At 73.7% G+C, this 25,882-nt stretch carries 30 protein-coding genes and 1 tRNA gene; 17 read left to right on the plus strand and 14 right to left on the minus strand.

Annotated features, from left to right (window positions below):
• Positions 1-2: 2 nt before the first annotated feature.
• Positions 3-1,061: a selenide, water dikinase SelD gene (gene selD, locus HF526_RS20065; protein WP_169383079.1), complete on the minus strand. Its 1,059-nt coding sequence runs from the start codon at positions 1,059-1,061 to the stop codon at positions 3-5.
• 113 nt (positions 1,062-1,174) lie between these two features.
• Here selD and HF526_RS20070 point away from each other — a divergent pair, with 113 nt between their 5' ends.
• From HF526_RS20070 to HF526_RS20100, 7 genes are all read left to right on the plus strand, one after another.
• Entirely contained in the window at positions 1,175-1,660 is a 486-nt protein-coding gene (locus tag HF526_RS20070) for an ABC transporter substrate-binding protein (protein ID WP_211177517.1), read from the plus strand.
• Positions 1,661-2,872, plus strand: a complete 1,212-nt coding sequence (locus HF526_RS20075) for an ABC transporter substrate-binding protein (protein ID WP_169383081.1) — start codon at positions 1,661-1,663, stop codon at positions 2,870-2,872.
• A gap of 200 nt (positions 2,873-3,072) precedes the next feature.
• The gene (locus tag HF526_RS20080; protein ID WP_169383082.1) at positions 3,073-3,927 is read left to right on the plus strand and encodes a hypothetical protein; all 855 of its coding nucleotides are present in this window, start codon (positions 3,073-3,075) and stop codon (positions 3,925-3,927) included.
• Positions 3,928-4,026: 99 nt separating this feature from the next.
• Complete coding sequence (gene selA, locus HF526_RS20085; protein ID WP_169383083.1) at positions 4,027-5,355, plus strand: L-seryl-tRNA(Sec) selenium transferase; 1,329 nt, start codon at positions 4,027-4,029, stop codon at positions 5,353-5,355.
• Positions 5,356-5,394: 39 nt separating this feature from the next.
• Positions 5,395-7,203 (plus strand): selenocysteine-specific translation elongation factor, encoded by a 1,809-nt coding sequence (selB, locus tag HF526_RS20090; RefSeq protein ID WP_169383084.1) that lies wholly within the window; start codon positions 5,395-5,397, stop codon positions 7,201-7,203.
• A gap of 44 nt (positions 7,204-7,247) precedes the next feature.
• The gene (locus HF526_RS20095) at positions 7,248-7,661 is read left to right on the plus strand and encodes an STAS domain-containing protein (RefSeq protein WP_169383085.1); all 414 of its coding nucleotides are present in this window, start codon (positions 7,248-7,250) and stop codon (positions 7,659-7,661) included.
• Between the two features lie 448 nt (positions 7,662-8,109).
• Positions 8,110-8,403 (plus strand): WhiB family transcriptional regulator, encoded by a 294-nt coding sequence (locus HF526_RS20100; RefSeq protein WP_169383086.1) that lies wholly within the window; start codon positions 8,110-8,112, stop codon positions 8,401-8,403.
• Between the two features lie 189 nt (positions 8,404-8,592).
• Here HF526_RS20100 and HF526_RS20105 read toward each other — a convergent pair whose 3' ends face one another.
• Positions 8,593-9,144 carry a hypothetical protein gene (locus HF526_RS20105; RefSeq protein ID WP_169383087.1) on the minus strand — a complete coding sequence of 184 codons (552 nt, stop codon included), beginning with the start codon at positions 9,142-9,144 and terminating at the stop codon, positions 8,593-8,595.
• A gap of 304 nt (positions 9,145-9,448) precedes the next feature.
• Positions 9,449-11,656: a SpoIIE family protein phosphatase gene (locus HF526_RS20110; RefSeq protein ID WP_169383088.1), complete on the minus strand. Its 2,208-nt coding sequence runs from the start codon at positions 11,654-11,656 to the stop codon at positions 9,449-9,451.
• Positions 11,657-11,866: 210 nt separating this feature from the next.
• Here HF526_RS20110 and HF526_RS20115 point away from each other — a divergent pair, with 210 nt between their 5' ends.
• The 5 genes from HF526_RS20115 (at position 11,867) to HF526_RS20135 (ending at position 15,711) form a co-directional block, all read left to right on the plus strand.
• Positions 11,867-12,262 carry an anti-sigma factor antagonist gene (locus tag HF526_RS20115; RefSeq protein ID WP_169383089.1) on the plus strand — a complete coding sequence of 132 codons (396 nt, stop codon included), beginning with the start codon at positions 11,867-11,869 and terminating at the stop codon, positions 12,260-12,262.
• 84 nt (positions 12,263-12,346) lie between these two features.
• Positions 12,347-12,781 carry an ATP-binding protein gene (locus HF526_RS20120; RefSeq protein ID WP_169383090.1) on the plus strand — a complete coding sequence of 145 codons (435 nt, stop codon included), beginning with the start codon at positions 12,347-12,349 and terminating at the stop codon, positions 12,779-12,781.
• On the plus strand, positions 12,778-13,557 hold the full coding sequence (locus tag HF526_RS20125) for a SigB/SigF/SigG family RNA polymerase sigma factor (RefSeq protein WP_169383091.1): 780 nt from the start codon (positions 12,778-12,780) through the stop codon (positions 13,555-13,557). Before HF526_RS20120 ends, HF526_RS20125 begins: the two co-directional genes overlap by 4 nt.
• 94 nt (positions 13,558-13,651) lie before the next feature.
• Entirely contained in the window at positions 13,652-14,395 is a 744-nt protein-coding gene (locus HF526_RS20130; RefSeq protein ID WP_169383092.1) for an ANTAR domain-containing protein, read from the plus strand.
• Positions 14,396-14,496: 101 nt separating this feature from the next.
• Positions 14,497-15,711: an NAD(P)/FAD-dependent oxidoreductase gene (locus HF526_RS20135; protein WP_169383093.1), complete on the plus strand. Its 1,215-nt coding sequence runs from the start codon at positions 14,497-14,499 to the stop codon at positions 15,709-15,711.
• Between the two features lie 22 nt (positions 15,712-15,733).
• On the opposite strand, the gene HF526_RS20140 is transcribed toward HF526_RS20135, so the two are convergent.
• The gene (locus HF526_RS20140; protein WP_169383094.1) at positions 15,734-15,955 is read right to left on the minus strand and encodes a DUF3618 domain-containing protein; all 222 of its coding nucleotides are present in this window, start codon (positions 15,953-15,955) and stop codon (positions 15,734-15,736) included.
• 142 nt (positions 15,956-16,097) lie between these two features.
• On the opposite strand from HF526_RS20140, the gene bcp reads away from it, so the two are divergent.
• Both bcp and HF526_RS20150 read left to right on the plus strand, forming a co-directional pair.
• Positions 16,098-16,565: a thioredoxin-dependent thiol peroxidase gene (bcp, locus tag HF526_RS20145; protein ID WP_169383095.1), complete on the plus strand. Its 468-nt coding sequence runs from the start codon at positions 16,098-16,100 to the stop codon at positions 16,563-16,565.
• 296 nt (positions 16,566-16,861) lie between these two features.
• Positions 16,862-16,936, plus strand: a tRNA-Leu gene (locus HF526_RS20150).
• Between the two features lie 49 nt (positions 16,937-16,985).
• Here HF526_RS20150 and HF526_RS20155 read toward each other — a convergent pair.
• Positions 16,986-17,669 carry a TVP38/TMEM64 family protein gene (locus HF526_RS20155; protein ID WP_338051615.1) on the minus strand — a complete coding sequence of 228 codons (684 nt, stop codon included), beginning with the start codon at positions 17,667-17,669 and terminating at the stop codon, positions 16,986-16,988.
• Positions 17,670-17,815: 146 nt separating this feature from the next.
• Here HF526_RS20155 and HF526_RS20160 point away from each other — a divergent pair, with 146 nt between their 5' ends.
• On the plus strand, positions 17,816-18,229 hold the full coding sequence (locus HF526_RS20160; protein ID WP_169383096.1) for a carboxymuconolactone decarboxylase family protein: 414 nt from the start codon (positions 17,816-17,818) through the stop codon (positions 18,227-18,229).
• 15 nt (positions 18,230-18,244) lie between these two features.
• Here the strand turns inward: HF526_RS20160 and rdgB are convergent, their stop codons facing one another.
• Together rdgB and rph are read right to left on the minus strand one after the other, a co-directional pair.
• Positions 18,245-18,859, minus strand: a complete 615-nt coding sequence (gene rdgB / locus HF526_RS20165; RefSeq protein ID WP_169383097.1) for an RdgB/HAM1 family non-canonical purine NTP pyrophosphatase — start codon at positions 18,857-18,859, stop codon at positions 18,245-18,247.
• Positions 18,856-19,611 (minus strand): ribonuclease PH, encoded by a 756-nt coding sequence (gene rph / locus HF526_RS20170; protein WP_169383098.1) that lies wholly within the window; start codon positions 19,609-19,611, stop codon positions 18,856-18,858. Before rph ends, rdgB begins: the two co-directional genes overlap by 4 nt.
• 60 nt (positions 19,612-19,671) lie before the next feature.
• Between rph and HF526_RS20175 the strand changes: the two genes are divergently transcribed.
• Positions 19,672-20,154, plus strand: a complete 483-nt coding sequence (locus HF526_RS20175; protein WP_169383099.1) for a DUF2231 domain-containing protein — start codon at positions 19,672-19,674, stop codon at positions 20,152-20,154.
• 13 nt (positions 20,155-20,167) lie between these two features.
• On the opposite strand, the gene HF526_RS20180 is transcribed toward HF526_RS20175, so the two are convergent.
• The 4 genes from HF526_RS20180 to HF526_RS20195 are packed head-to-tail and all read right to left on the minus strand — an operon-like array spanning position 20,168 to position 22,985.
• Complete coding sequence (locus HF526_RS20180; protein ID WP_169383100.1) at positions 20,168-20,953, minus strand: MBL fold metallo-hydrolase; 786 nt, start codon at positions 20,951-20,953, stop codon at positions 20,168-20,170.
• Between the two features lie 49 nt (positions 20,954-21,002).
• Complete coding sequence (locus HF526_RS20185) at positions 21,003-21,419, minus strand: hypothetical protein (protein WP_169383101.1); 417 nt, start codon at positions 21,417-21,419, stop codon at positions 21,003-21,005.
• Positions 21,412-21,777, minus strand: a complete 366-nt coding sequence (locus HF526_RS20190; RefSeq protein WP_169383102.1) for a hypothetical protein — start codon at positions 21,775-21,777, stop codon at positions 21,412-21,414. Before HF526_RS20190 ends, HF526_RS20185 begins: the two co-directional genes overlap by 8 nt.
• A complete protein-coding gene (locus HF526_RS20195; RefSeq protein WP_169383103.1) occupies positions 21,774-22,985 on the minus strand; it encodes an MFS transporter in 1,212 nt (403 codons plus the stop codon). The genes HF526_RS20190 and HF526_RS20195 overlap by 4 nt, the downstream gene beginning before the upstream one ends.
• Before the next feature lie 86 nt (positions 22,986-23,071).
• Between HF526_RS20195 and HF526_RS20200 the strand changes: the two genes are divergently transcribed.
• Complete coding sequence (locus tag HF526_RS20200) at positions 23,072-23,392, plus strand: ArsR/SmtB family transcription factor (protein ID WP_169383104.1); 321 nt, start codon at positions 23,072-23,074, stop codon at positions 23,390-23,392.
• Between the two features lie 10 nt (positions 23,393-23,402).
• Here the strand turns inward: HF526_RS20200 and murI are convergent, their stop codons facing one another.
• The 3 genes from murI to HF526_RS20215 form a co-directional block, all read right to left on the minus strand.
• A complete protein-coding gene (murI, locus tag HF526_RS20205) occupies positions 23,403-24,212 on the minus strand; it encodes a glutamate racemase (protein WP_169383105.1) in 810 nt (269 codons plus the stop codon).
• Positions 24,209-24,793 carry a rhomboid family intramembrane serine protease gene (locus HF526_RS20210; protein ID WP_338051616.1) on the minus strand — a complete coding sequence of 195 codons (585 nt, stop codon included), beginning with the start codon at positions 24,791-24,793 and terminating at the stop codon, positions 24,209-24,211. The genes murI and HF526_RS20210 overlap by 4 nt, the downstream gene beginning before the upstream one ends.
• A gap of 125 nt (positions 24,794-24,918) precedes the next feature.
• Positions 24,919-25,869, minus strand: coding sequence for a PLP-dependent cysteine synthase family protein (locus tag HF526_RS20215; RefSeq protein WP_169383107.1), 951 nt, complete (start codon positions 25,867-25,869; stop codon positions 24,919-24,921).
• Positions 25,870-25,882: the final 13 nt, after the last annotated feature.

The following is a 25,882-nucleotide window of genomic DNA, read 5'->3' on the forward strand; positions in this document are numbered from 1 at the left end:
GACTATTTCCGCGCACGGGCGCGCAGCGCCACCCGCCCCGTGCCCGCCCGCACCGAGCCGATCACCGTCGCCGGCACGCCCTGCGCGGTGAGCTCGTCGACGGCCGCGGCCGCCCGGTCCGGCGCGGCACCGAACAGCAGCCCGCCCGAGGTCTGCGCATCGGCGAGCAGCAGCACGTCGAGCTCATCGGTGTCGCCGGGATCGACCATCGGCGCGGTCCAGTCCCGGTTGCGCTTGCTGCCGCCGGGCACGGTGCCGCGCTCGGCGATCTCCCGGATGCCGGGCAGCAGGGGGACCGCGGCCACCTCGATCTCGGCGTCCACACCGGAGGCGGCGGCCATCTTGGCCAGATGCCCGAGCAGCCCGAAACCGGTGACGTCGGTACAGCCGGTCGCACCCGCGGCCGTCGCGGCGGCCGCGGCGGCCGCGTTGCTCGCGGTCATCGACGCGACGGCGTCGGCGACCACGGACTCCGGCGCGGTCCCGGCCTTGATCGCCGTGGTCGCGATGCCGATGCCGATGCGCTTGGTGAGCACCAGCGCGTCGCCGTCGCGCAGGCCGGCGTTGGTGAGGAGCCGGTCCGGGTGCACCTCCCCCACGACGGCCAGCCCGTACTTGGGCTCGGGATCGTCGACGGAGTGCCCGCCGACGACGGCGAACCCGCATTCGCGGCCGACGTCGGCACCCCCGGCCAGCACCTCCCCGAGCATCTCCGTCGGCAACTCCGAGGACGGCCAGGCCACCAGGTTGAGCGCGAACAGCGGCCGCCCACCCATCGCGTAGACGTCGGACACCGCGTTCATCGCGGCGATCCGGCCCCAGGTCCGCGGGTCGTCGACCACCGGGGTGAGGAAGTCGGTGGTGGCCACCAGTGCCCGGGCGGCATCCAGCCGCCAGACGGCCGCGTCGTCACCGGTCTCGGTGCCGACCAGCAGGTCCGGGTGCTCGGCCGGCGTCAGAGTGCGCAGAACCTGCGCGAGCTCGCCGGGGGCGAGCTTGCACGCTCAACCGGCGCCGTGGCTGAACTGTGTGAGGCGCCGGGTGGTCGGTTCCTCGGACACCGCCTGAGCCTACGTCGCCGCCGATCAGGGCCGTCCGGCCGGTTGTCCCCGCCCCACCCCCTCGTTAGCGTCGACCGATCAGTGACCTGCGACACATGCACGAGGAGGTGCACGTGACACCCGCAGCACCGGCGCCGGTCGGGACGATCAACGTCGTCGATCCTTCGCCGTTGAACTGGCTGTTCACCACCTGGAACACGATGGAGGAACCCATCCGCATCGACGAGGACGGCCGGACCGTCTTCGCGCTCGCCGAATCGGCCGAGTGGCCCGACGAACGGACCCTGGAGCTCCGGCTGCGCCACGGCGTGGTGTTCCAGGACGGGGAGCCGTTCACCGCGCACAACGTCAAACTCAACTTCGAGGAGATGCAGCGCTGGGCCGCCCCGCATCCGCCGGGCACCTGGCTGAACTTCCCGCCGGACTCGGTCGCGGAGGTCGTCGACGACCACACCATCCGCTTCCGGTTCCCCGGCCCCGATGGGCTCGCGGTGGGCAAGATGCGCGGGTTCCACATCGCGTCCACGGCGTTCTGGAAGGGCCCGGACGCGCCGGGCTTCGGCTACAAGAAGTTCGGCTCCGGCGAAGGCCACTGGTGAGTGATCGATGAGCCCGGCCCCTGGGGCACCGGGCCGTTCACCCTGGTTCAGGGTGCGTCGTCCATCCTCACCCGCAACGCCATCATGTCACCGGACCCGTACACGTGCGCGTGGTTGATCGAGTCCGAGGACCGTTCGCCGGAGGTGATCCTCGAGGCGAACCCCACCCACTGGAACCGGGCGCGGCGCGGCCCGCGCGTGCAGCGGGCGGTCTTCCGCAACGACCTGTCCCCCGCCGAGGCGCTGGAGCTGTGCATCAGCACCGACGGTGAGGTGGACATCGTCACCGAGGTCAGCCCGGCCGACGCGGAGCGGGTCGCCCGGTCCGAGCACGCCCGGCTGCTCACCGCCGACGCCAACCGGGTGCTCACCTGCATCATCAACCGGGACCGCCACGACGTCCCGCTGGACAGCGTGGACGTGCGCAAGGCGCTGAACCTGGCCGTCGACCGCAGCCGGCTCATCGCCGACGGACTGGCCGGCTACGCCAACGAGATCCCGGCCCTGACCCCGTCGTGGTGCTCCGGCTTCCCGGAGGGTGCGCATCCCTACCCCTACGACCCGGACGAGGCGAAACGACTGTTCGACAAGGGCGGGTGGCCGTCGCGGCGGCCGGTCCGGATCGCCGCGCCGCCGCCCTTCGTCGGGATCGCGCAGTTGATCGCCGGCGATCTGCGCAAAGCCCTCGACGTCCCCGTCGAGGTGCTCCGGGTGCCCGAGGAGGAGGTGCTCGCCGGGTCCCGGGCGCTGGTGGAGAAGAAGCTCGACCTGCCCTGGGATCTGCTCGTGCACGCGTGGTTCGACCTGTCCTCGGAGGCACCGCCGGCCGCGGTACACCGGGAGTTCTTCGGCCGCGACGGCGCGTTCCGGGCCGGGCCGCCGGACGAGGGGTTCGACGAGCTGTTCGCCCTGATGGCCGTCACCCTCGACGCCGAGCGGCTGGTGCGCATCGCGGAGCAGATCGACAGGTACTGCTTCGAGCACGCGCTCGCCGTCTTCCTGTGCGCACCGCAGGCGCTGTACGCGGTCAACAACCACGTCGGCTTCGGGCCGTACCGGACCACCTTCGAGATCGCCGAGGTGACGGTCGACGAGCGGCACTGGTCCCGGCAGCCGGGCGCGGGGCGGACGGCGACACGAGCGGGCGCCACGACACCGGCGGCGGCCACCGACCGGCCCGGGTTCTCCGGGGCCTCCGGCAACGCCTGCTGACCGCGCGCCCCGGCGACCGCCCGGTCGCCGGGGCGCACCCGTCCGGTGCGGGTGGAATGTGCCCGACGGCCTGGAACCGCCGCCGATCGCAGCCGTCGCCCCGCCCGGCGACGGAATCGCCGCGGTCGTGGAACCGCGCCGGATCGCGAACAACGCTGCAGGGCGTGACTGCGAGCCCCCATCAACCGAGCCCGCCGCCGATGCCCCGCTTCGACGTCGTTCGCCGCGGCTACGACCGCGACCAGGTCGACGCCGAGATCGCTGCGCTGCGCGAGCGGTGCGCCGCCGCCGAGGCTGCCCGGGCCGTGGCCGAGCAGCACGCCGCGGCCACCGAGGAGGAGCTCCGGGCCGCCCGGACCGAGCCCGCCCCGGTGACGGAGAGCTTCGGCTTCCGCGCCGAGAAGATCCTGCGGTTGGCCGAGCACGAGGCCGCCGACATCCGGGCACGCGCGAACGAAGAGGCCGAGGCGCTCCTGCAGCGCGTGCACGACGACGCCGGCCGGCTGCACGACGAGGTGCGCCGCGAGCTGGAGACCCGGATGCACGAGCTCGAGCAGGAGGCGACACGGCGCGAGAGCGTGCTGCAGGAACGCGAACAGCAGGTGGCCGAGCGGCTCGCCGTGGTCGCCGAGGAGGCGGCGCACATGCGGGAGGCCGCCCGCCAGGAGGCCGACGGGCTGCTCACCGACGCGCGCGAGCACCTCGCCCGCCGCCGCGAACACGACGAGCGCGACCTGCGGCGGCTCACCGCCCTGCGCGACGCGGTGCGCACCGAGATGGCGCGGCTGCACCAGCTGCTGGGCGCCGGGCTGGAGGACCGGACCGAGGCGATCGAGGGCGCGCCGCACCAGCGGCGCGCCGACATCCCGGCCCCGCGGCCGATTCCCGGCCCGATGTCCGTGGAGCCCGCACCGTCCGGGCCGGAGGCCCACCCGCACGCGCCGACGTCGGCCGTCGGCATCCCGGCCGCCGGCACCCCGGACGTGGAGCGGGCCCGCAGCGGCCCGGCCGGCCCCGGCGGGCGGCACGCCGACTCCGTCCCGGCGAACGTCTAGCGCCTCCGGCACCGCGACGCCGCCGAGGTCGTAGGGTGCGGGCGTGAGGAACCCGCGGCTGCGGCGGCCGGCGCCGGGCAACGGCACCCGGGAGGCGCTGTGACCGGCCCTGCGACCGACCCCCGGCGGCTGGTGCCGCGGACCGACGCGGTGCTCGCCGAGCCGCGGATCGCCGCGGCCGTCGAACGCCTCGGCCGGGAACTGGTGAAGCGGGCGGTCACCACCGCCCAGCAACGTGCCCGCCGCGGCGAGATCACCCCGGACGCGGTGCCCGCGGCGGCGCTGGGCGCGCTGCCGGCCACCGCCACCGGATTGCGCCCGGTGCTCAACGCGACCGGCGTGCTGCTGCACACCAACCTGGGCCGGGCGTCGCTGTCCGCCGCGGCCCGGGAGGCGCTCGCCCTCGCCGCCGGCACCTGCGACGTCGAACTGGACCTGGAGACCGGCGGGCGCGGCCGCCGCGGGCAGGGCGCGATCGACGCGCTGCTCGCCGCCGTGCCCGGCGCGGGTGCCGCGCACCTGGCCAACAACGGCGCCGCCGCGCTCGCTCTCGTCGCCACCGCACTCGCGGCCGGCCGGGAGATCGTCATCGCCCGCGGCGAGCTGGTGGAGATCGGCGACGGGTTCCGCATCCCCGACCTGCTGACGTCCACCGGCGCCCGGCTGCGCGAGATCGGCACCACCAACCGGGTGCACGTGGCCGACTATGCCGACGCGATCGGGCCGGACACCGCGTTCATCCTCAAGGTGCACCCGTCGAACTTCCTGATCAGCGGGTTCACCCGCGCCGTCGGCATCTCGGAGCTGACCGGTTTCGGCGTCCCGGTGGTCGCCGACATCGGCTCCGGGCTGCTCGCGCCGCACCCGTTGCTGCCCGACGAGCCGGACGCGGCCGGCGCGCTCGCCGCCGGCGCGACGCTCGTCACCGCCTCGGGTGACAAGCTGCTCGGCGGGCCGCAGGCGGGCCTGCTGCTGGGCGCGCCGGGCATCGGCGCCGACCTCGTGCAGAAGATCCGGCGGCACCCGCTCGCCCGGGCGATGCGGGTGGACAAGCTGACGCTGGCCGCGTTCGAGGCCACCCTGCGTGGCCCGGTGCCGCCGACCCGGCGGGCGCTCGACGCGGACCCGGCCGAGCTGCACGCCCGGGCGCGGCGGCTCGCCGAACAGCTGACCGGACACGGCGTCGAGGCCGAGGCGGTCGACTCGGCGGCCACCGTCGGCGGGGGCGGCGCGCCCGGGGTGACGCTGCCGAGCGCCGCCGTCGCGCTCCCCGAGCGGTACGCCGCGGCGTTGCGCGCGGGGGATCCCGCGGTGCTCGGCCGGCTGGAGCACGGCCGCTGCCTGCTCGACCTGCGCGCGCTGCCCGCGGAGTCCGACGACGCCCTGGCCACCGCCGTCCTCCACGCCGGAGCCGGTCGTGCGCGGTAAGTGGTGCCAGGGCACCACCTACCGCGCACGGGAGGTCTCATGCAGGTGATCGCGACCGCGGGGCACGTCGACCACGGCAAGTCCACGCTGGTCCGGGCGCTGACCGGGATGGAGCCCGACCGGTGGGCCGAGGAACGCCGCCGCGGGATGACCATCGACCTGGGATTCGCCTGGACCACCCTGCCCGGTGGCGCGACCGTCGCGTTCGTCGACGTCCCCGGGCACGAGCGGTTCGTCACCACCATGCTGGCCGGCGTCGGCCCGGTCCCGGCGGTGCTGCTGGTGGTGGCCGCCGACGAGGGCTGGATGCCGCAGTCCGCCGAACACCTGGACGCGCTGGAGGCACTCGGGGTCCGGCACGGGCTGCTCGTCGTCACCCGCAGCGACCTGCTCGACCCGGAACTCGCCCGCGACGAGGCGTGCGAACACCTGGCCGGGACCACCCTGGGCGGGCTCCCGGCGGTCTGCGTGTCGGCGACCACCGGCGCCGGGATGGACGAGCTGCGGGCCGCGCTGGACGAGCTCGCCGCGGGGTTGCCGACGCCGGACCCGGCGGCCGATGTCCGGCTGTGGGTCGACCGTGCGTTCACCATCCGCGGCGCCGGGACCGTCGTCACCGGGACGCTCGCCGCCGGCCGCATCCGCACCGACGACGAACTGGAGCTGGCCTCGGCCGACGGCTCGGACCGCCGCGTCACGGTCCGCGCGCTGCAGAGCCTCGGGCAGCCCGCCGACGAGGTACGCGGGGTCGCCCGGGTGGCGGTGAACCTGCGCGGGCTGCCCCGGGAGGCGGTCGCCCGCGGCGACCTGCTCCTCACCCCGGGCGCCTGGCTCGGCACCGACCTGCTCGACGTGCGGCTGCACGGCGTACGCGGTGACACTCCGGACCCGGCCACACTGCCCGAGGAACTGACCTTCCACGTGGGCTCGGCGGCCGTCGCGGCGCGGGTTCGCCCGCTCGGTCAGGACACCGTGCGGCTGCGGCTGCGGCACCGGCTGCCGTTGCGGATCGGCGACCGGGCCGTGCTGCGCGACCCCGGCCGGCGCCAGGTCACCGCCGGTGTCACGGTGCTCGACGTGCGCCCACCGGAGCTGCGCCGGCGCGGCGCCGCCGCAGGGCGGGCCACCGAGCTGGCCGGGATGGGCGACACCCCCGACGCCGCCGGCGAGCTCACCCGGCGCGGGGTGGCCCGCCGGGCCGAGCTGATCGCGATGGGCGTACCGGCTCGGGCGGTCGACCGGCTGGCGCAGTCCGGGTATCCGGCCGCCGCGGGCTGGATCGTCGCCCCGGAGCGGGCCACCGAACTCGCCGCCCAGCTCACCGCCGCGGTCGCCGAGCACGACGCCGCCGACCCGCTGGACCCCGGTCTGCCGATCGAGGCGGCGCGCCGGGCCGTCGGGCTCCCGGAGGCGCGGCTCGTCGAGGCCGTGCTCCGGCACGTGCCGGGCGAGCTGGTGCTGCGCGACGGCCGCGTCACCCGCTCGGCGGCCGCCGGGCTGCCGGCCACCGTCCTGGACGCGCTCCAGGAGCTGCGCGCCGACCTGCGCCGCGACCCGTTCGCCGCACCGGAGGCGGCCCGGCTGGCCGAGCTGCGGCTCGGGCCGAAACAGCTGGCGTCGCTGGTGCGGGCCGGCGAGCTGCTGCGCGTCGCGGACGGGATCGTGCTGCTGCCCGGAGCCGACGACCGGGCCGTCGAGGTGCTGGCCGGGCTCGGCCCGGAGTTCACTCTGAGCAGCGCCCGGCAGGCGTTGAAGACCACCCGCCGGGTCGCGGTGCCGCTGCTCGAGCTGCTGGCCCGCACCGGCCGGACCACCCGCACCCCCGACGGCGGGCACCGGCTGGTCTGACGCACGAGTGGCATCGCCGCCCCACTGGCCGTACGGTTGCCTCGATGCCCGACACGCGCGAGTCCTCACCCAGCGATCCGTCGTCGATCCGCCGCGGCAGCGACGGGGACGACCAGATCACCGTCCTCACGACCACCCCCGCCCCCGGGCGGGCTGTCATCGAGGTCGGCGGTGAGGTCGACATGCTCACCTCCCCACAGCTGCGCGGGGTGGTTCTGGACAAGCTGGCGACCGGATCGGACGTCGAGCTGATCGTCCTGAGCCTGGACTCCGTGACCTTCCTGGGCACCAGCGGCCTGGCTGTCCTGATCGAGGTGCGGGAGGCGGCGCACAAGGCCGGTGTCGAGCTCCGGCTGGCCTGTACCGGCCGCCGGGTGCTGCGGCCGCTGACCATCGCGGGCCTCGTGCCGATGTTCGACATCCACGACACCGTGGAGCAGGCGCTGGTCGCCACCTGAGCCGACGGATGAGGCGGTCCGTCCATTCCGGGCGGTTTCCGGGCGACAGCATGCTGTGACCTGGAACACTTTTTTCGTTGTCGATCTCCATCGGGGAAGGGCCCGCGGCACCGAGATCCGAGCAGGCCTGCGCGGGCGGTCGCTGATCCTCATCGGCCCGCGGTTCCACCGCGGCTTCCGCTCACACGGCGGTGACCAGCCACGATGGCGCGGATCGCGCCCCGCCCCGCGCGCCCGGGCCCGGCGGCGCCCCCTGGCGGCCAGCCGCCGCACGTCACGCCCGGACGATCTGCGCCGCCGGCTCACACCGGCTCGTCGCCCGGGTCCGGCCACCTGCGCGGTCCGGACGGGTTTGCGCCGCGTTTGGCATTCTGAACATCTGGGAATCAGCACCTCGATCGCCCGGCACACGTCGTCGGGGCAAGCGCGAGAACGAGGGTGGGCCGCGATGAGCGATGTTTCTCGACTCCCAGGACCGATGGATCACGCCTGGCAGTGGCAGCGCCTGGGGTCGTGCCGCGGCATGGACAGTGCGGTGTTCTTCCACCCCGACGGGGAGCGCAACCCGTCGCGGGCACGTCGCACGGCCCAGGCCAAGGAGGTGTGCAGGCGCTGCCCGGTGATCGAGCAGTGCCGGGAGTTCGCGCTGCAGACTCGGGAGCCCTTCGGGGTCTGGGGTGGCCTGGCCGAGGCCGAGCGCCGGGTGATCCTGGAGCGCCGCGGGATCCGCGCGGCGAGTTGAGCCCCCCGGTGTCTCCCGTGGCGTCGGGGGCCGCGGGAGGCACCGGGTGATGTGAGGCCGCGTTCCCACCGGGGCCTGGAGCGGACGAGCGAGGGGCGGTCCCGACCGGGATCGCCCCTTCGTCGTGGCGACCGGGTGCGCCGTCATCCGGCGGCGCGATCCGGCCCGCTCCCGGCGGTCGCCGGCAGGTCAGGCGGGATTCGCGACCACCGACAGTTCGAGGCAGCGGTAGCGCAGCACCGGCAGCCCGTAGACCTGGGCGACGCGCTGCGCAGCCCGGACGATCACCGATCGACTCGGGTCGCCGGGCGCCGGGACCGGAGCGAGACAGTAGACGCCGGGTTCGGGGTCGAACCCGATGAGCTCGCTGAGCGCCGCGACCAGGTCGGCCTCCGCGTCCGGGCCGAGCGGGGTGCGCAGACCCAGACGGTGCAACTGCAGGTCGGGCAGGTCGAGCCGGGCGACGCCGGCCAACACGTCGTCGGCCGGTGCCGGGAGCACGGGCGGGGTCCCGGCGAGATCGTCCGGGCCGCCGTCGTCGCCGTCGTCGTCGTCGCCGTCGTCGTCGCCGCCGTCGTAGTCGTAGTCCGGGTAATCGAGGTAGCTGGTAACCGCGCGCTCCGCGCCGGCCGGGCCGTCCTCACACGCCGTCAGCAGATCGACCTGTCCGGCCCCCGTGATCAACCGGGCCAGATCCGATTCCGGCCGCAGCAGTTCCATCGGGCTCACCGCGATCGCCACGAAGCGAGAACGCGCCGGGGCGGTGGCAGGCCCTGCGGAAAAAGTAAGAACAGGTCCGGAAATACCCATCTCCGGAACTGCGACCATGTGTCGTCCCCCTCGGCGCCGACTGTCGCCCCGTCGCTGCAGCGGCTTACTTGCGCATGACCTAACCGAATCGCTTCCGGTCTCGTCCAGTTCACGCAGCGCAATACGGCGAACGGCCGCTGGCGATCCGTGAGCGGGCCACTTGATCGGACTGCCGGTTAGTCCGTTCGGGGCACCACCGGTGCTGTCCGAGTGGACGAACGGCTGCGCCTCACGATCAGCTCGCGAGACGGACCACCAGCAGCGCGACATCGTCGCGCAGTGGGCTCGGAATGCACGCGGTGAGAACTCGTTCGGCCACCGTCTCGGCGTCGGAGTCGGCGGGCAGCCCGGCCAGCGTGCGCTCGAGCAGGTCGGTCCGCTCGTCGGCGTCCTCGCCGGCCACATCGGTCAGGCCGTCGGTGTAGAGCAGCAGCAGCGACCCCGGCGGGACGCTCAGCGAGGCCTCGGTGCGGCCCGGCCCCGCGACCCGGCCCAGCATCCGCACGGCTCCGATCATCGGCGAGCGGTGCGCATCCAGCCGGATCAGCTCGCCCTCACGGGTGAGCAGCAGCGGGCTCGGGTGCCCGGCGTTGGCGTAGCGCATCAGCCGGCGGCCGTCGGCATCCGGCGGCTCGAGCCGGGCGTAGACCGCGGTCGCCATCGCGGCCATCTCGAGGCCCTGCACGAGCTGGTCGCACCGGTCCAGGACGGAGCCCGGGTGGCCCCCGTCCCACGCGTAGGACCGCAGCACACCCCGCAGCTGCCCCATCGCGGCCGCCGCGGCCAGGTCGTGGCCCACGACGTCGCCGACGGCGATGCCGACCGCAGCGTCGGGCAGCGGCAACACGTCGTACCAGTCCCCGCCCACCTGGTTGCCGTCCGCGCCGACCAGGTACCGGGCCGCCACCTGCAACCCCGCGACCTGCGGCACCGCGGGCAGCAGGCTGCGCTGCAGGGTGGCCGCGGCAGCGTGCTCGACCTCGTAGAGCCGGGCGTTGTCCACGGTCAGCCCGGCACGGCCGGCCAGGTCGGTGGCCAGGTGCAGGTCGCGGGAGCCGTAGCGGCGACCGTAGGGGTGTTGGGTGAGCAGGGTGAGCGCGCCGAGCACACGGCCGCGGGCCCGCACCGGCACCACCATCGCCGAACGCAGCCGCAGCCGGTCGTAGGCCTCGGCGGCGCGGCCGTCGCCCGGGTGCCGGTCGGCGCCGCGCTCGGGCAGCTCCGAGAGGAGCACCGGCTGGTCGCCTGCGAGCACGCTGCCGGTGTCGCTGCCACCGCCGATGCGGTAGTCGCGGATCAGGCTGAACTCGCGCAGCCGGACCTCGTCGCCCGGGTCGCGGGCCGCCACGGCGAGTCGCTGCGGCATGCCGGAGCCGGGCCGCTCCAGCAGGTCGACGACGCACATGTCGGCCAGCTGCGGCACCACGATCCGGGCGAGCCGGGCGCACGCGTCGGCGACGTCGAGCGCCTCGGTCATCTGGGTGGTGGCCTCGGCGAGCAGCCGCAACTGGCTGCGGGCCTCCTCGGCGTCGGCCAGCGCGGCCCGGCGTTCCTGCTCGACGAGCACGCGCTCGGTGACGTCGTTCTGCACGCCGACGAAGTTCACGAGGTCACCGGCGCCGTCCAGCACCGGCGAGATGGACACCTGGTTCCAGAACGCGGTGCCGTCGCGCCGGTAGTTCAGCAGCACCTCGGTGATCGGCTCCTGCGCGCGCAACGCCGCGACGATCCGCTCCACCGCCCCGCGGTCGGTGTTGGGGCCCTGCAGCAGCCGGCAGTTCCGCCCGATCACCTCGTCGAGGCTGTATCCGGTCAGCCGGGTGAAGGACGGATTGACCCAGATCAGCGGGTCGTCGGGCTGCCGGGGGTCGGTGATGGTGAACGACATCTCGGTGGCCACGACGGCCCGGTCGCGCAGCACCTCGAGGCGCCGCCGGTCACCGTGCTCGCTGCCGGACAGGTGCAGGAACACCACGAGGGCGCGCGACTCCAGCGGCTCCGGGACCGCCGAACCGGGCGCGCCGGACAGCCCGAACCCGGTCACCCACAGCAGGCGGCCCTCGTTGGCCTCGCGCTGCTCGGCCGTCGCGGTGGACCCGCGGCGGGCGGCGTCGTGCACCGCCACCGGCTCGCCCGCCACCGGGATCCCGGACGCGACCAGCGACAACGGCGAGCTCGTGTCGCTCATCCGCTTGCCGCCGAGGTCGGTCAGCCCGGCGGCGTCCCCCCAGGCGTCGATGTCCACCGGCAGCCGTACCCGGTCACCGGTCAGCTCGGTGGCCGCCGCGTCGGCGTAGACCACCTGGCGTTGCTTCACGTCGATCACCAGCACGGCCGCGGGGGCACCGTTCAGCACCTGCGGGAGGTCGGCGGCGGGTACCGGGTCGTCGCCACCACGGATCGCCTCGGCGATCGCGTCGGGCCCCGCGTCCGAACTCACCACCCGTACAGCCTAATGGCCGCAGGTCCGGGATGCGCCCCCGACGAACGGAGGGGATGACGGGAGTGGGTCGGCGAATCACCGCACCTGCGGGATATGGTCGTGTTGACACGGTTGAGACCCCAGCCGTCCGACCTGACAGCGCGCCCGGCGCGCCGGGAAGCACGCTCCGCTTTCTGCGCGCCGCCACGCCCTCGAGGTTCGTCGCTGGAGGTGACGGCTCTGCTCGACCCGATCTCGCGAGACCCGTCCGGGCCGGTGGGGGGTCTGCACGTCCACCTGTCCCGGCCCCGGCCCGATGTGGTCCTGCTCAGCGTCGGGGGCGAGGTGGACACGCTCACCGCCCCCGAGCTCGCCCACGGGCTCACCGAGCTCCTCGACACCGACGCCGCCGCCACCGCGGTCGTCGACCTCGGCGAGGTCTCGTTCCTCGCCTCCAGCGGACTGGCGGTGCTGATCCGGGCCGCGCACCGCGCGGAAGGCCAGGAGCGCCGGCTCCACCTCGTGGCCGGCAGCCGTGCCGTGACCCGTCCGCTCGAGGTCACCGGCTCCGACCAGCTCTTCGACATGCACCCGGCGCTCGACGACGTGCTCGACCCAGCTGAGTGACCGTGGCGATTGCCCGGCCACACGGCCGGGTAGCAAGATGGCAACCCGATCCGGGGGAACCCAGACGGAAGGAGAAGCGTCCGCGTGTCCGAGAAGGACCCTGCCGACTTCACCACGGCGGACAACGCCTCCACCGTGGAGGTCCGGACCACGGCAAGTGCCGCGTTGATCCCGACCATCCGCGCGGTCGCCTCCGATCTCGCCGCACGCGCCGACTTCGACCTCGACGCGATCTCCGACCTGCGGATGGCCGTCGACGAGGCGTGCGCCACACTCGTCGACGTCGCCGCGCCGGGGTCGCGGCTGGACTGCAGGTTCACCGTGCTGCAGGAACAGATTCAGGTCACCGCGCAGGTTCAGGCGGCCGGCCCCGGCGCCACGGTGTCCACGGACACCTTCGGCTGGCGGGTCCTGCAGACGCTCGCCGACGAGGTCGCGGTGCAGCACGCTCCTGGCACAGACGGCCTCCCCATGGTCGCCATCATGCTCGACAAGCGCGCCGGCGCGACGACGAAGTGAGCGGGGCCGACCCGGAGTACGGCCATCTCGTCCCGCTCCTCGAAAAATACGCGGACCTGCCGGCGGACGATCCGCGCCGCGAGGCGTTGCGCGACCAGCTCGTGACCGGCTACCTGCCGATCGCGCAACACATCGCGCGCCGGTTCGCCCATCGCGGCGAGCCGCTGGACGACCTCGTCCAGGTGGCCACCGTCGGGCTGATCAACGCGGTGGACCGGTTCTCGCCGGAGAAGGGCTCCGACTTCTTCTCCTTCGCGGTGCCCACCATCAGCGGCGAGGTGCGCCGGCACTTCCGCGACCAGGGCTGGTCGATGCGCGTGCCACGGCGGCTCAAGGACCTGCACGTCTCGATCAACGGCGTGGTCTCCGAGCTGTCGCAGCGGCTGGGCCGCGCCCCGCGGCCCAGCGAGATCGCCGAGCAGCTCGGGGTGCCGGTCGCCGACGTCCTCGAGGGGCTGGAGGCCGCCGAGGCCTACCGCAGCTCGTCGTTGGACGAGATGCTCTCCTCCGAGGAGGGCAGCGCCACGGTCGGCGAGCTCGTCGGGGCGGCGGACGCCGAGCTGGACCGGGTGGACTACCGCCAGGCCCTGCGTCCGGTACTGGCCGAGTTGGCCGAGCGCGAGCGCACCATCGTCATGCTGCGCTTCTTCGGCAACATGACCCAGACCCAGATCGCCGAGAAGGTCGGGATCTCCCAGATGCACGTCTCTCGGCTGCTCGCGCAGACCCTCGACCGGCTGCGCAACCGGCTCGACCCGGAGACCGGGACCAGTTGAGGCGGGGCCGTCGTGGTCCGGGTCGCAGGCCTGCCGGCCCCCGTGCCCCCGGTGCCAGAATCGCCGTCGGCGATCTGGCGCGGGAGGGCGTGGGATGGAGCAGGTTCAGTTCGGTGATCGGCTGCTCGAACTGCTGATGTCGTCGCTGGCGGCGGCGCTGCCCGGATGCGCAGGCGTGGGTCTGAGCGTGGCGCCGAACCCGGGCACGGGTCGGTGCGCGGGGGCATCCGGGGTCGCGGCCGAGCTGGACGCCGCGCAGTGGGCCGCAGGTGACGGCCCGGTGGTGGAGGCGGCCGGGGCCGACGGGGCGGTGACCACGGACGATCTCGGCTCCGACCCGCGCTGGCCCGGCTTCTCCCGCCCTGCGGACGCCGGCGGGCTCGCCGTGATCGCGGTTCCGGGCGGCTGGGACGAGAACGGCCCGATGGTGCTCTCCGTCTACACGAAGCAACCCGCGGACCCGGCGGCGCTCGCCGTCATCGACCGCTACGAGCCGCTGCTGGCCACCGGCCTCGGCGTCGTCGAGTACTGCACCGACGAGCTCGTGAAGGCCGACGAGATGATCGACATGATGCGCCGGCGCCGGCTCATCGAGCAGGCCAAGGGCATGGTCATGGGCCGGGCCGGGCTCGACGCGGAGCGCGCGTTCGAGCTGCTGGTGCGGGTCAGCCAGCAACAGAACGTGAAGATCCGCGACCTCGCCGCCGCGCTCGTGCAGGAGGCACCGGGCACACCCCGGCCCACCGCCCGGCCCGGCCCTCCGCCCAGCGACGCGGCCCGCGTGGCGCGGCAGCTGTGGCGCCACCTCGGCCCGGGTGCATCCGGGCGGGGTGCCTGAGAACGGGTCCGAGTTGAATATCCGTCAAGATGGGCGTGCGGCCGGGCGAGGGGCCCGGCGGAGAGGGGTTCGGCAGTGCGCACTCGCGTCGGGACGACCCGATGAGCGGTCAGCCGGAGCACGTGCTGGTCGTCGGTGCGGGCCTCGGCGGCGTGCGGACCGCCGAACAGCTCCGTGTGGCCGGCTTCGAGGGGCGGATCAGTCTCGTCGGCGAGGAGCCACATCCGCCCTATGACCGGCCGCCGTTGTCGAAGCAGCTGCTCGCCGGCGAGTGGGAGCCCGACCGCGTGCTGCTCCGTGGCATGGCGGGCCTCGACGAGCTGGCCGTGCGCCCCTACCTCGGGCTGCGCGCGGTCGCGCTGCACCCCGGCGAGGTGGAGTTGTCGGACGGGTCGGCGCTGCACGCCGACGCCATCGTGATCGCGACCGGCGTCGTCGCCCGCCGGCTCCCCGGCCAGCCCGGACACCTCCACACCCTGCGCACCCTCGACGACGCGCTCATCCTGCGCGACGCGCTGGAGAAGAGCGCGTCGCTTCTGGTCATCGGCGGTGGCTTCATCGGCGCGGAGGTGGCGAGCACCGCGAAGAACCGCGGACTGGACGTCACCGTGCTGGAGGCGCTGCCGGTGCCGTTCTCCCGGGCGCTGGGCGACGAGGTCGGCGCGCTGTGCGGCCGGCTGATCACCGAGGGGGGCGTCACACTGCGCACCCGGGCTCGCCTGACCCGGTTCCTCGAGTCCGGGCCCGGGCACGTCGCCGTCGAACTGGAGGACGGCAGCCACGTGGACGCGGACGTGGCGATCGTCGGGGTCGGTGGGCGGCCGCAGCTGGACTGGCTGGCCGACACCGGGCTGGACCTGAGCGACGGGCTGGTGTGCGACGCGAGTGGGCGGGTGCGCGGGCTGGACGGCGTCTGGGCGGTCGGTGACGTGGCCGCCTGGGACGACCTCGAGCACGGCCGTCCGCACCGCACCGAGCACTGGACGAACGCATCGGACCAGGCGGCGGTGGTCGCGCACACCATCGCCGGCGTCGAACCCCCGGCACCGACCGTGCCGTACTTCTGGTCAGACCAGTTCGGGTTGAAGATCCAGCTGATCGGGCGACCCGAGCTCGCCGACTCGACGCTGCCGCTGCACGGCGAGGGCCTCGACGGCGGGGCCGTCAGGGGCACCGTCGCCGGCTACCTCGCCGGGGACACCCTCGTCGCGGTCGCCGGATTCGGCGCGGCGCGGCTGATCGCCCGCTACCGCCCGCTGGTCGCGCGCGGGGCCGGCCGGGCCGAGGCGCTCAGCACCGCCGAGTCGCTGGGCTGACCGCGGCCGGCGCGGCCGGCCGTCAGCGGAACAGTTTGCGAAGGATCGCCAGCGCGACGATGGAACCCACCGCGATCAGGGCGTACTTGATCCGCGGGTCGGCCAGCTTGGCCTGCAGCTGTTCCTTGCCCTGGTCGACGAGGTGCTTCGGGTTGGCCCGATCGGCCAGCGCGTCCAGGCTGCTGGCGAGCTCGTCCCTGGTCCGCTCGATCTCATGCTGGATGGTCTCAGGGTCGCGCGCCACGACTCCTCCTCGGTACCGGTCGATGGTGCCTGCCAGAACAGCTCGAGCCACACCGTAGATCACCGCTGGTCGGGACGTCCGACCAGCCGTACCGTCGGGTGGTCGGCGCGCCGCGACCGGGCAGACCTGCCAGGATCGTCGTATGAGTGACCGACTCGCGGCGGGCGACCCCGCGCCCTGCTTCACCCTCCCCGACGCCGACGGCAAGCCGGTCTCCCTGGCCGACTACCGCGGCCGTCGCGTCATCGTCTACTTCTACCCGGCCGCCAGCACCCCCGGCTGCACGAAGCAGGCCTGCGACTTCCGCGACAACCTCGCCGAGCTGGGCGACGCCGGCATCGACGTCCTGGGCATCTCCCCCGACAAGCCGGCCAAGCTCGCGAAGTTCCGCGACAACGAGGGACTGACCTTCCCACTGCTGTCCGACCCGGACAAGACCGTGCTCACCGAGTGGGGCGCCTTCGGCGAGAAGCAGATGTACGGCAAGACCGTCACCGGGGTCATCCGTTCGACCTTCCTCGTCGACGCCGAGGGGAAGATCGAGAAGGCGCTGTACAACGTGCGCGCCACCGGGCACGTCGCGAAACTGCGCAAGGACCTCACAATCTGACCTTGTGGACGATTCGGAGCGGCGGGCTCACCGCAGCGCCGGAGGCGGTGGTCCGACGAGCACCTCGGCGAGGAACTCGCGGGATCGGGCCATCAGCCGCCTGCGCAGGAGGCTGATCGCTGCCGGTGCGGAGTCCGGCCGGTGCGAGGACTGCGGGCTGCGGGAGTGGCAGGGATGACCGCTGCCGCTCGCACTCGATCACGTCAATGCCGACCACACCGACAACCGGCCGGAGAACCTCCGTATCCTGTGCCCGAACTGCCACACGATCACCGATACATGGTGTGGAAGCAGCCGCCGGCGTAGCCCAACTGGCAGGAGGCCCTCGGTTTAGGTCCGAGACAGTGCGGGTTCGAATCCCGCCGCCGGCACCGGAGACCAGGCCGTACGTGCCTGGTCCTCATTCCCGAACCGGGAGGCTCAGCGCCCCGCCGGCTCCGGCTCCGCGTCGGGCTCGATCTCCTCCGGCACCGGGCGCCGCGCGGCCACCACGATCCCGGCCAGCCCGATGAGGCCGCACACCACCGACACCGCGATCAGCACGGGCGACGGCCGACCCGTGACCGCGTCACCCAGCACCACCATCGCCACCGTGCCGGGCAGGATCCCGACGACCGTGCCGATCACGTAGGGCACGAACCGCACCGCGGAGAGCCCCGACAGGTAGTTGAGCACGGAGAACGGCACCAGCGGTACGAGCCGGAGCGACGCGACGGCGAGCGTGCCGTGGTGGTCCAGCCGCGTGCGTGCCCAGTGCACCGCCGCGCCGCGGGCGTAGCGCCGCACGAGCCGCCCACCGGTCATCCGGACCAGCCAGAACGCGAATGCGGCAGCGAGCGTGGTGGCCAGCAAGGTCAGCGCGAGGCCGAGCAACGAGCCGAACAGCAGACCCGCGGCCAGGGTGAACACCGTGCGCGGGACCGGGGTGACGGTCAGCGCCGCCTGCAGCCCGACGAACAGCGCAGGTGCCCAGAGCCCGGCCGCGGCCATCATGGCCTGCAGGTCGCGGATGCCGGGTACGCCGTGCGTGTAGGCGACCAGCGCCACCCCCACCACCAGGACCACCGTTGCGAGACCGGCGATCACCGGGCGCCACCACGTCACACCTCGACGGTACCGGCGCCGGACACGCCGCTCCCGGCCCCGGTCGACCGTTGTCCGGTTGCTTACCGAATGCACACCGGAGCGCCACCCCGGCCCGCTGACGACCTCGTGCAGGCGCGGAGTCGCGGCGGCTAACGTGATCGACCGTGAGTACGCCTGATCAGCCCGGCCGCCCCGCCCTCGACCTGGATCCGGACGGCCTCGCCGTGCGCCGGGAGGTCCTCGGCTCGCAGCACGTCGACGCCGCGCTGGAGCGCGCGGACGCCACCACCGCCGAGTTCCAGGAGATGATCACCCGCTACGCGTGGGGCGGCATCTGGACCCGCCCCGGGCTCGACCGCCGGATGCGCAGCGCGATCACCATCACCGCGCTCGTCGCGCACGGCCACCTGGCCGAGCTGGAGCTGCACCTGCGCGCGGCGCTGCGCAACGGGCTGACCCGCGAGGAGATCGTCGAGGTGCTCATGCAGACCGCGATCTACTGCGGCGTGCCGGCGGCCAACTCGGCGTTCGGCGTCGCACGGCGGGTGCTCGCCGAGCAGCCCGACGCCGCGAGCTGACCGCCGACCGGGTACTCAGCCCGCCAGCGCCGCGAGGTGCGGCAGCAGCGCCCGCATGGCCCGGCCCCGGTGCGACGCGGCGTCCTTCTCCTCCGCCGAGAGCTCGGCCGAGGTCCGCTCCTCGCCGTCGGGCACGAAGATCGGGTCGTAACCGAAGCCGTTCGTCCCGCGAGGCGCCCGGACCAGCCGGCCCCGCCACTCGCCGTGCACGACGACCTCGGTGGGCTCGGCGCCGCCCGGCACGACCAGCGCGGCCGCGCACACGAACGCGGCGCCGCGGCGCTCGTCCGGGACGTCGCCGAGCTGCCCGAGCAGCAGCTGCGTGTTCCCCAGGTCGTCGCCGTGCCGCCCCGACCAGCGCGCGGAGAGCACCCCGGGCATCCCGTTCAGCGCGTCCACGGCGAGACCGGAATCGTCGGCCACGGCCGGCAGCCCGGTGGCCGACGCCGCGTCGCGCGCCTTGGCCAGGGCGTTCTCGGCGAACGTCGCCCCGGTCTCGGGTGCCTCCGGGAACTCGGGCCCGTCGGCCAGCCCGAGCACCTCGATGTCACCGAGTTCGGCCGCGGCCAGCATCCGGCGCAGCTCGACGAGCTTGCCGGTGTTGCGCGTCGCCACCAGGAGCTTGCTCACGAGGCCTGCTCCGGCAGCTCGCCCGGGTACGGCTCGGCCAGCGCGGCCGCCTGGATCTTCGCCAGCTCCCGGATCCCGCCCAGCGCCATGTCGAGCATGGAGTCGAGCGTGCGGCGGGTGAAGGTCGCGCCCTCCCCGGTGCCCTGCACCTCGATCAGTGTGCCGGTGTCGGTGGCCACCACGTTGGTGTCGACCTCGGCGCGCGAGTCCTCGGAGTAGGGCAGGTCCAGCCGCACCCGGCCGTCGACGACGCCGACGCTGACCGCGGCGACCTGGCAGGACAGCGGCTTGGGGTCGGCGAGCCGGCCGTGCGCGCCGAGCCAGGTCACGGCGTCGGCCAGCGCGACGTAGGCGCCCGTGATGGCGGCGGTCCGGGTGCCGCCGTCGGCCTGCAGCACGTCGCAGTCGATCGCGATGGTGTTCTCGCCCAGCGCGGCGAGGTCGATGCAGGCCCGCAGCGAGCGGCCGATCAGCCGGCTGATCTCGTGGGTCCGCCCGCCGATCCTGCCCTTGACCGACTCCCGGTCGCTGCGGGTGTGCGTCGCCGACGGGAGCATCGCGTACTCGGCGGTCACCCAGCCCAGCCCCGAGCCGGTACGCCAGCGCGGCACCCCTTCGGTCACGCTCGCCGCACACAGCACCGTGGTGTCACCGAACCCGACGAGCACCGATCCCGCCGGGTGCTTCTGGAAGCCGCGGGTGATGCGCACGGGGCGCAGTTCGTCGTCGGACCTACCGTCTGCTCGTGTCACCGCGATAGCTTAGGCGCGCTCGGCAGATGCCCCGTTCACACGTCCCATGGTGGCCCATCGATGATCTTGATCGGCGGAATCCCCGCTCACCCCTTGATCATCCATTGCGTCGTCGTCCTGCTGCCGCTGGCCGCCCTCGGGGCCATCGTCATCGCCGTCCGCCCCGCGTGGCGGCGCTCGCTGGGCGTCCCGCTCGCGCTGATCACACTGGTCGCCGTGGCGGCCGTGCCCGTGGCCGTGCTGACCGGCGAGCAGCTGCAGACCGCGTTGAACGGCGGCGGCCCCCTGGTCCTGGAGCACGCTCGGCGCGCCCACATGCTGCTGCCCTACGCCGTCGCCTTCGGCGTCCTGGTGCTGGTGACGGTCGGGGCGGGCTGGCGGGCGGACCGGACCACCGAGCCGGGCAACGGCGGCCTCGTCTGGCGCCGGACCACGACGATCGCCGGTGTGCTCGCGGCGGTGCTGGGCGTCGTCGTCGCCGGTCTGGTGGTCTGGATCGGGGACGCCGGCGCGACGGCGGTCTGGCAAGGCGTCGTCCGCTGATCGTGCCCGGGGCTCAGATGTCGTAGCTCGCGTCCGGGTGGACGACCTCGGCCGGCCCGTCGAAGGTCTCCTTGGCCTCGGCCAGCAAGTGTGCACCGTCGTACCAGGCCGGGACGTGCGTGATCAGCAACCGGCCGACGCCGGCGGCGGTCGCGTGCTCGCCCGCCTGCCGTCCGCTCAGGTGCACGCCCGGCGGCTGCGGCTCGCCGGTCTCGGAGAGGTGCGGCCAGGTGGCCTCGCAGAGCAGGACGTCGGCGCCGCGGGCCAGCTCGATCAGGCCCTCCGACGGACCGGTGTCGCCGCTGTAGACCAGGCTGCGCCCGCCGTGCTCGACGCGCAGCCCGTATGCCTCGCACACGTGGTCCACGGCCCGGGCACGCAGCACCACGCCGGCCACGTCGGCGACCGTGCCGTCGCCGAGCACCCGGAAGTCGAGGACGTCGCCCAGGTCGGTCTCGGTGCGCTCCGCCGCCGACGGCGCGTAGGCCGCGGCGAGCCGGTCCGGGGCCTCCGCCGGGGCGTGCACCTCGATCCGCCGCCGCGTCGCGTCGTACGGCGGCCGTGGGTGGTAGCGGCGGCTCACGACCAGGCTCGACATGTCCGAACAGTGGTCGGGGTGCAGGTGCGACAGCGCGACGGCATCGAGTTCCCACGGGTCGAGATGGCGCTGCAGCGCCCCGAACGTCCCGTTCCCGAGGTCGAGGGCGAGCCGGACGTCACCGGCCTCGACGAGGTATCCCGACGCGGGCGAACCCGGCCCCGGTCCGCTGCCCGAACAGCCGAGCACGATCAGCCGCATGAACGGAGAGGCTAACGCGCACGGGAACGGGCGCAGAAGTCACGCTCGGTCAGCGCGCCCGCGTCCGGCGTAACCACCACAACCCGAAGAGCGGCAGCACGAGCGGCACGAATCCGTAGCCGCGGCCGTAGACCGACCAGACGGTGTCGTCCGGGAAGTCGGCTGCGTCGAGGACCGTCACAGTGCCGATCACCAGCACCCCGATCAGCTCGAATCCGACCGCCGCCCAGGCCAGCCGCCGGCGGCCCGGGCCGTGCCCGGCCAGCCCGATGGTCGCCAGGATGTACACGACGCCGGCCACCGCGGACAGCAGGTAGGCCAGCGGGGCCTCGCTGAACTTGGTCGCGATCTGCACCGCGGCCCGCGCCGTCGCGGACAGCGCGAAGATCGCGTAGACGGCGATGAGGACCCGTCCGGGCCCGCTGGACGTCGCCCGCGGCTGCGACGCCGGCGCCGGCTCAGACACCGCCGGCCGCCCAGAGTCCCTGCAGCCGCAGCACGGCGACGCCGGTGGCGATCGCGGCGACCGCGATGACCGTGCCGCCCCAGCGCGTCGGCTCGGCGTTCGCGAACTGCAGCGCGATCGGCATCACGCACACCGAGACCACGAGATAGATGAGGAACGTGCTCGTCTCGGGCAGGTGCACTCCCCGGAACACCTGGGCCGCGGCGATCACGGCCTGGACCACGAGCAGCGCCTCGACCACGCCGGTGGCCAGCGTGTGCACACGGGTGGGCGGACGGTTCAGGACGGTGCTGACGATGCCGAAGACCGCCAGCGCGCCGGTCGCGATGAGCACCACGACCACGAGGGCGTCGATCACTCGGCGGACGCTACTCCAGCCGTGCAGCAGGCGGGTTCGCGGACCGTGACCTCGTCCGACGGGGCCGGGACCGGCCGGCGACGGGCCGCGCTGACGAGCAGGGCCAGCGCGGCGACGCCGAGCACCGCGGCGAGCGGGGGCAGCACCAGCACCCCGGACCGGCTGATGATCAGCCCGCCGAACACCCCGGACAACCCCGCACCCAGGTAGATCGCGGAGGCGTTGAGGGAGAGCAGCAGTCCGCTGTTCACCGGTGCCAGCTCGATCAGCCAGTTCTGGATCGGCGGGTTCACCGACCACGTGAACATGCCCCACACGAACAGGGCGACAGCCGCGCCGGCGACGGTGGTGGCGGTCAGCGGCAGCGTCGCCAGCACCAGCACGAACCCGACGAAGATGACGACCAGCGGGCGACGGCTACCGAAACGGTCGGTCAGCCGGCCGCCGAGCGCGTTGCCGGTCGCCGCGCCCAGCCCGTAGACGAGCAGCAGCAGGCTCACGGTCACCCCGCGCACGCCGGCCGCGGCGTCGAGCAGCGACGTGATGAAGGTGAACACGCTCATCGCGGCGAGCACCGCGAGCACGGTCATCGACAGCACCGTCAGCACCCGGCGATCTGCGGCCACCGCGAACCGTTCCCGCAGGCTCACGACAGGTGGTGCGGCCACCGTCGGCACGGCGAGCCGGACCGCGACCGCGGCGACCAACGATGCCGCCGCCACCAGCGCGAACACGCCCTGGTAGCCCAGCGAGGCGCCGAGCAGGCTGCCGGTCGGCACGCCCAGGATGAGCGCGAAGGTGAGCCCGCCGAACACGATCGCGACGGCCCGCCCGCGGCGCTCGGGCGGGCTCAGCTCGGTGGCGACGAGGGTCGCGGCCGGGGTGTAGACGGCGGCGCCGAGCGCGCTGACCACGCGCGCCCCCATCAGCAGCGGGTAGTTCGGCGCCAGCGCGGCCAGCGCGTTGCCCAGCGCCCCGACCAGCAGCGCGACGACCAGCAACCGGCGCCGCTCCCAGCGCCCGGTCGCCGCCGCGAGCAGCGGCGCGCTCACGGCGTAGGCGATGGCGAAGACGGTGACGAGCTGGCCGGCGCTGGTCGGCGACACGCCGAGCTCGCCGGCGACCTCGGGCAGGACTCCCGAGACGACGTAACCGCTGGTACCGACGGCGAACGCGCCGGCTGCCAGTAGATAGGTGCGTGCGGTCATGCCACTCCCCCAGGCCTCACCACTGATTCGATGGTTACCGTACTACGATGTGCATCGAACTACGATAGCCGTCGTACCATGTGGCCATGGCCACGACCGAGACGGCCGCGCTCCCCCACCCGAGCCGCGCGGAGATGCGGATCGACGCAGTACTGCACGCCTTGGCCGATCCGGTCCGGCTGCAGATCGTCCGTGAGCTCGCGGACGCGCCGGGTGGGATCGCCTGCGGCACCCTCGACCTGCCGGTGGGCAAGTCGACCGTCACCCACCACCTGCGCACGCTGCGTGAAGCCGGCGTCATCCGGACCCGCCCGGAGGGCACGTCGCGGATCAGCACACTGCGCCGCGACGACCTCGACGCGCTCTACCCCGGGCTGCTCGACGGCGTCCTCGCCGCCGAACGCTGAGCCCCCGGCCTCACCCGGCGGGCGCCACCACGCCGATCTCCGGGCCGAGGAAGCGCCGGCCCAGCCTGCGGAACGGTTCCGGGTCCCCGGTCGCGATGAACTCGTGCGGCTCGGGTGCCGGGTCCTCAGGGTCACGGGCCAGGTCGCGGTCGAGCAACAGCCGGTACACGTCCTTGGCCGTCTCGTCGGCGCTCGAGACGAGCGTGACGTCCGGGCCCAGCACGATCTGCAGCACGCCCGCCAGCAGCGGGTAGTGCGTGCAGCCGAGTACGACGGTGTCCACCCGGGCCCGCTGCAGCGGCTCCAGGTAGCTCTGAGCCAGGCCGAGGATCTGCCGGCCGCTCGTCATGCCACGTTCCACGAAGTCGACGAAGCGCGGGCACGCGACCGCGGTGACGTCGATGTCGCGCGCCGCGGCGAACGCGTCGGTGTAGGCGCCCGATGCGATGGTGGCCCGGGTGCCGATGACCCCGATCCGGCCGGTGCGGGTGGCGGCGACGGCCCGGCGCACCGCCGGCAGCACCACCTCGACGACCGGCACCGGGTAGCGCTCGCGGGCGTCGGCCAGGCACGCCGCCGACGCGGTGTTGCACGCGATGACCAGCATCTTGACGCCGCGCGCGACGAGGTCGTCGCCGATGGCGAGGGCGTGCCGGCGGATGTCGGCGATGCGCAACGGACCGTACGGCCCGTTCGCGGTGTCCCCGACGTAGATGACCCGCTCAGCGGGCAACTGGTCGATCACGGCCCGGGCCACGGTGAGGCCACCGACGCCCGAGTCGAATATCCCGATGGGGGCGTCGCGATCCCGTTCGGTCACGCGGCGACCGGTCCCGGCGCCGAGCGACGGTCGGCACGCGCCACGATCCAGGCCGCGAGCAGCCCGGCCAGCGCGCCGAACAGGTGGGCCTGCCAGGAGATGCCGGGCTGGCCGGGCAGCACCCCGAGCAGCAATCCACCCCAGAACATGAACAGCACGATACCGAGCAGGATCTGCTTGGCGCTGCGCGCGAAGAAGCCTCGGACCAGCAGGAACACCAGCCACCCGAAGATCACTCCGGACATGCCGATGGTGGTCGTGTGCGGGGGCGCCGTGAGCCACACCCCCAGCCCACCGACGATCCAGATCAGGGCGGTGACGGCGATGAACTGGACGAACCCGCCTGCCATGGCGAGGAATCCGAAGATCAGGAACGGCAGCGTGTTGGCGAACAGGTGCGGCCAGCCGTGATGCAGCAGCGGCGCCCACAGCACGCCCTCGAGCCCGTTGACCTGACGCGGCACGATGCCGTCGGCGTCCAACTGCAGGTGTGTGAGCTGGTCGACGACCTCGACCACGTACAGCAGAGCGGTGAAGACCACCATCGCGAGCAGCGCGGCGATCGGGGCCGCTGGGAACACGCGGGCGATGGACCGGCGGGGCGTCGGCACCGGTGGCGTCGGCCCGAAAGATTGCGACCCAGGGGCGACCATGGCCCTGAGATTACGCGGTCCGGGGCCCGCGCGAGGCGGGCAGCGGCCCTGGTCTACGCCCAGAGCTGCCCTTCGAGTCCCTCGGCCGCTTCGTCGAGTTCACCGGAGTACGCCCCGGTGGACAGGTACTTCCAGCCGCCGTCGCAGACCACGATGACGATGTCGGCGGTCTCCCCCGCTCCCGCGGCCTTCTCCGCCACGGCCAGCGCCGCGTGCAGGATCCCGCCGGTGGAGATGCCGGCGAAGATGCCCTCCTTCTCCACCAACTCCCGGGTGCGGCGCAGCGCGTCGTGGCTCCCCACCGAGTAGCGCGCGGTGAGTACGTCGGGGTCGTAGAGCTCGGGGACGAAGCCCTCGTCGAGGTTGCGCAGGCCGTAGACCAGCTCGCCGTAACGCGGCTCGGCGGCGACGATCTGCACGTCGGGCTTGTGCTCGCGCAAGTAGCGACCAGTGCCCACGAGCGTGCCGGTGGTGCCCAGGCCGGCCACGAAGTGCGTGATCGTGGGCAGGTCGCGCAGGATCTCCGGACCGGTGGTCCGGTAGTGCGCGTCGGCGTTGGCCGGGTTGCCGTACTGGTAGAGCATCACCCAGTCCGGGTTCTGCGCCGCCAGCTCCTTGGCCATCGCGACCGCCTGGTTGGAGCCGCCCGCCGCCGGCGAGGAAATGATCTCCGCGCCGTACATGCGGAGCAGTTGGCGGCGCTCCTCGGAGGTGTTCTCCGGCATCACGCAGATCATCCGGTAGCCCTTGAGCTTGGCCGCCATGGCCAGCGAGATACCGGTGTTCCCGGACGTGGGTTCGAGCACGGTACAGCCGGGCGTGAGGAGTCCCTCCGCCTCGGCCTTCTCGATCATTGCCAACGCGGGTCGGTCCTTGATCGAGCCTGTGGGGTTCCGGTCCTCGAGCTTGGCCCACAGCCGCACGTGCGGCGCGGGCGACAGCGACGGCAGGCCCACCAGCGGGGTGTCACCGACCGCCTGCAGCAGCGAGTCGTACCGGGCCATTGAGCCTCCTCGG

Source organism: Pseudonocardia acidicola, from assembly GCF_012911935.1.
Taxonomy (GTDB): domain Bacteria; phylum Actinomycetota; class Actinomycetes; order Mycobacteriales; family Pseudonocardiaceae; genus Pseudonocardia; species Pseudonocardia acidicola.

Excerpts from the sequence above, each read along its gene's own strand:
- HF526_RS20080 (WP_169383082.1), top strand. The coding sequence starts at position 3,073 with ATGCCCCGCTTCGACGTCGTTCGCCGCGGCTACGACCGCGACCAGGTC.
- selB (WP_169383084.1), top strand. The coding sequence starts at position 5,395 with ATGCAGGTGATCGCGACCGCGGGGCACGTCGACCACGGCAAGTCCACG.
- HF526_RS20095 (WP_169383085.1), top strand. The coding sequence starts at position 7,248 with ATGCCCGACACGCGCGAGTCCTCACCCAGCGATCCGTCGTCGATCCGC.
- HF526_RS20100 (WP_169383086.1), top strand. The coding sequence starts at position 8,110 with ATGAGCGATGTTTCTCGACTCCCAGGACCGATGGATCACGCCTGGCAG.
- HF526_RS20130 (WP_169383092.1), top strand. The coding sequence starts at position 13,652 with ATGGAGCAGGTTCAGTTCGGTGATCGGCTGCTCGAACTGCTGATGTCG.
- HF526_RS20135 (WP_169383093.1), top strand. The coding sequence starts at position 14,497 with ATGAGCGGTCAGCCGGAGCACGTGCTGGTCGTCGGTGCGGGCCTCGGC.
- bcp (WP_169383095.1), top strand. The coding sequence starts at position 16,098 with ATGAGTGACCGACTCGCGGCGGGCGACCCCGCGCCCTGCTTCACCCTC.
- HF526_RS20175 (WP_169383099.1), top strand. The coding sequence starts at position 19,672 with ATGATCTTGATCGGCGGAATCCCCGCTCACCCCTTGATCATCCATTGC.
- HF526_RS20180 (WP_169383100.1), bottom strand. The coding sequence starts at position 20,953 with ATGCGGCTGATCGTGCTCGGCTGTTCGGGCAGCGGACCGGGGCCGGGT.
- HF526_RS20195 (WP_169383103.1), bottom strand. The coding sequence starts at position 22,985 with ATGACCGCACGCACCTATCTACTGGCAGCCGGCGCGTTCGCCGTCGGT.
- HF526_RS20200 (WP_169383104.1), top strand. The coding sequence starts at position 23,072 with ATGGCCACGACCGAGACGGCCGCGCTCCCCCACCCGAGCCGCGCGGAG.
- HF526_RS20215 (WP_169383107.1), bottom strand. The coding sequence starts at position 25,869 with ATGGCCCGGTACGACTCGCTGCTGCAGGCGGTCGGTGACACCCCGCTG.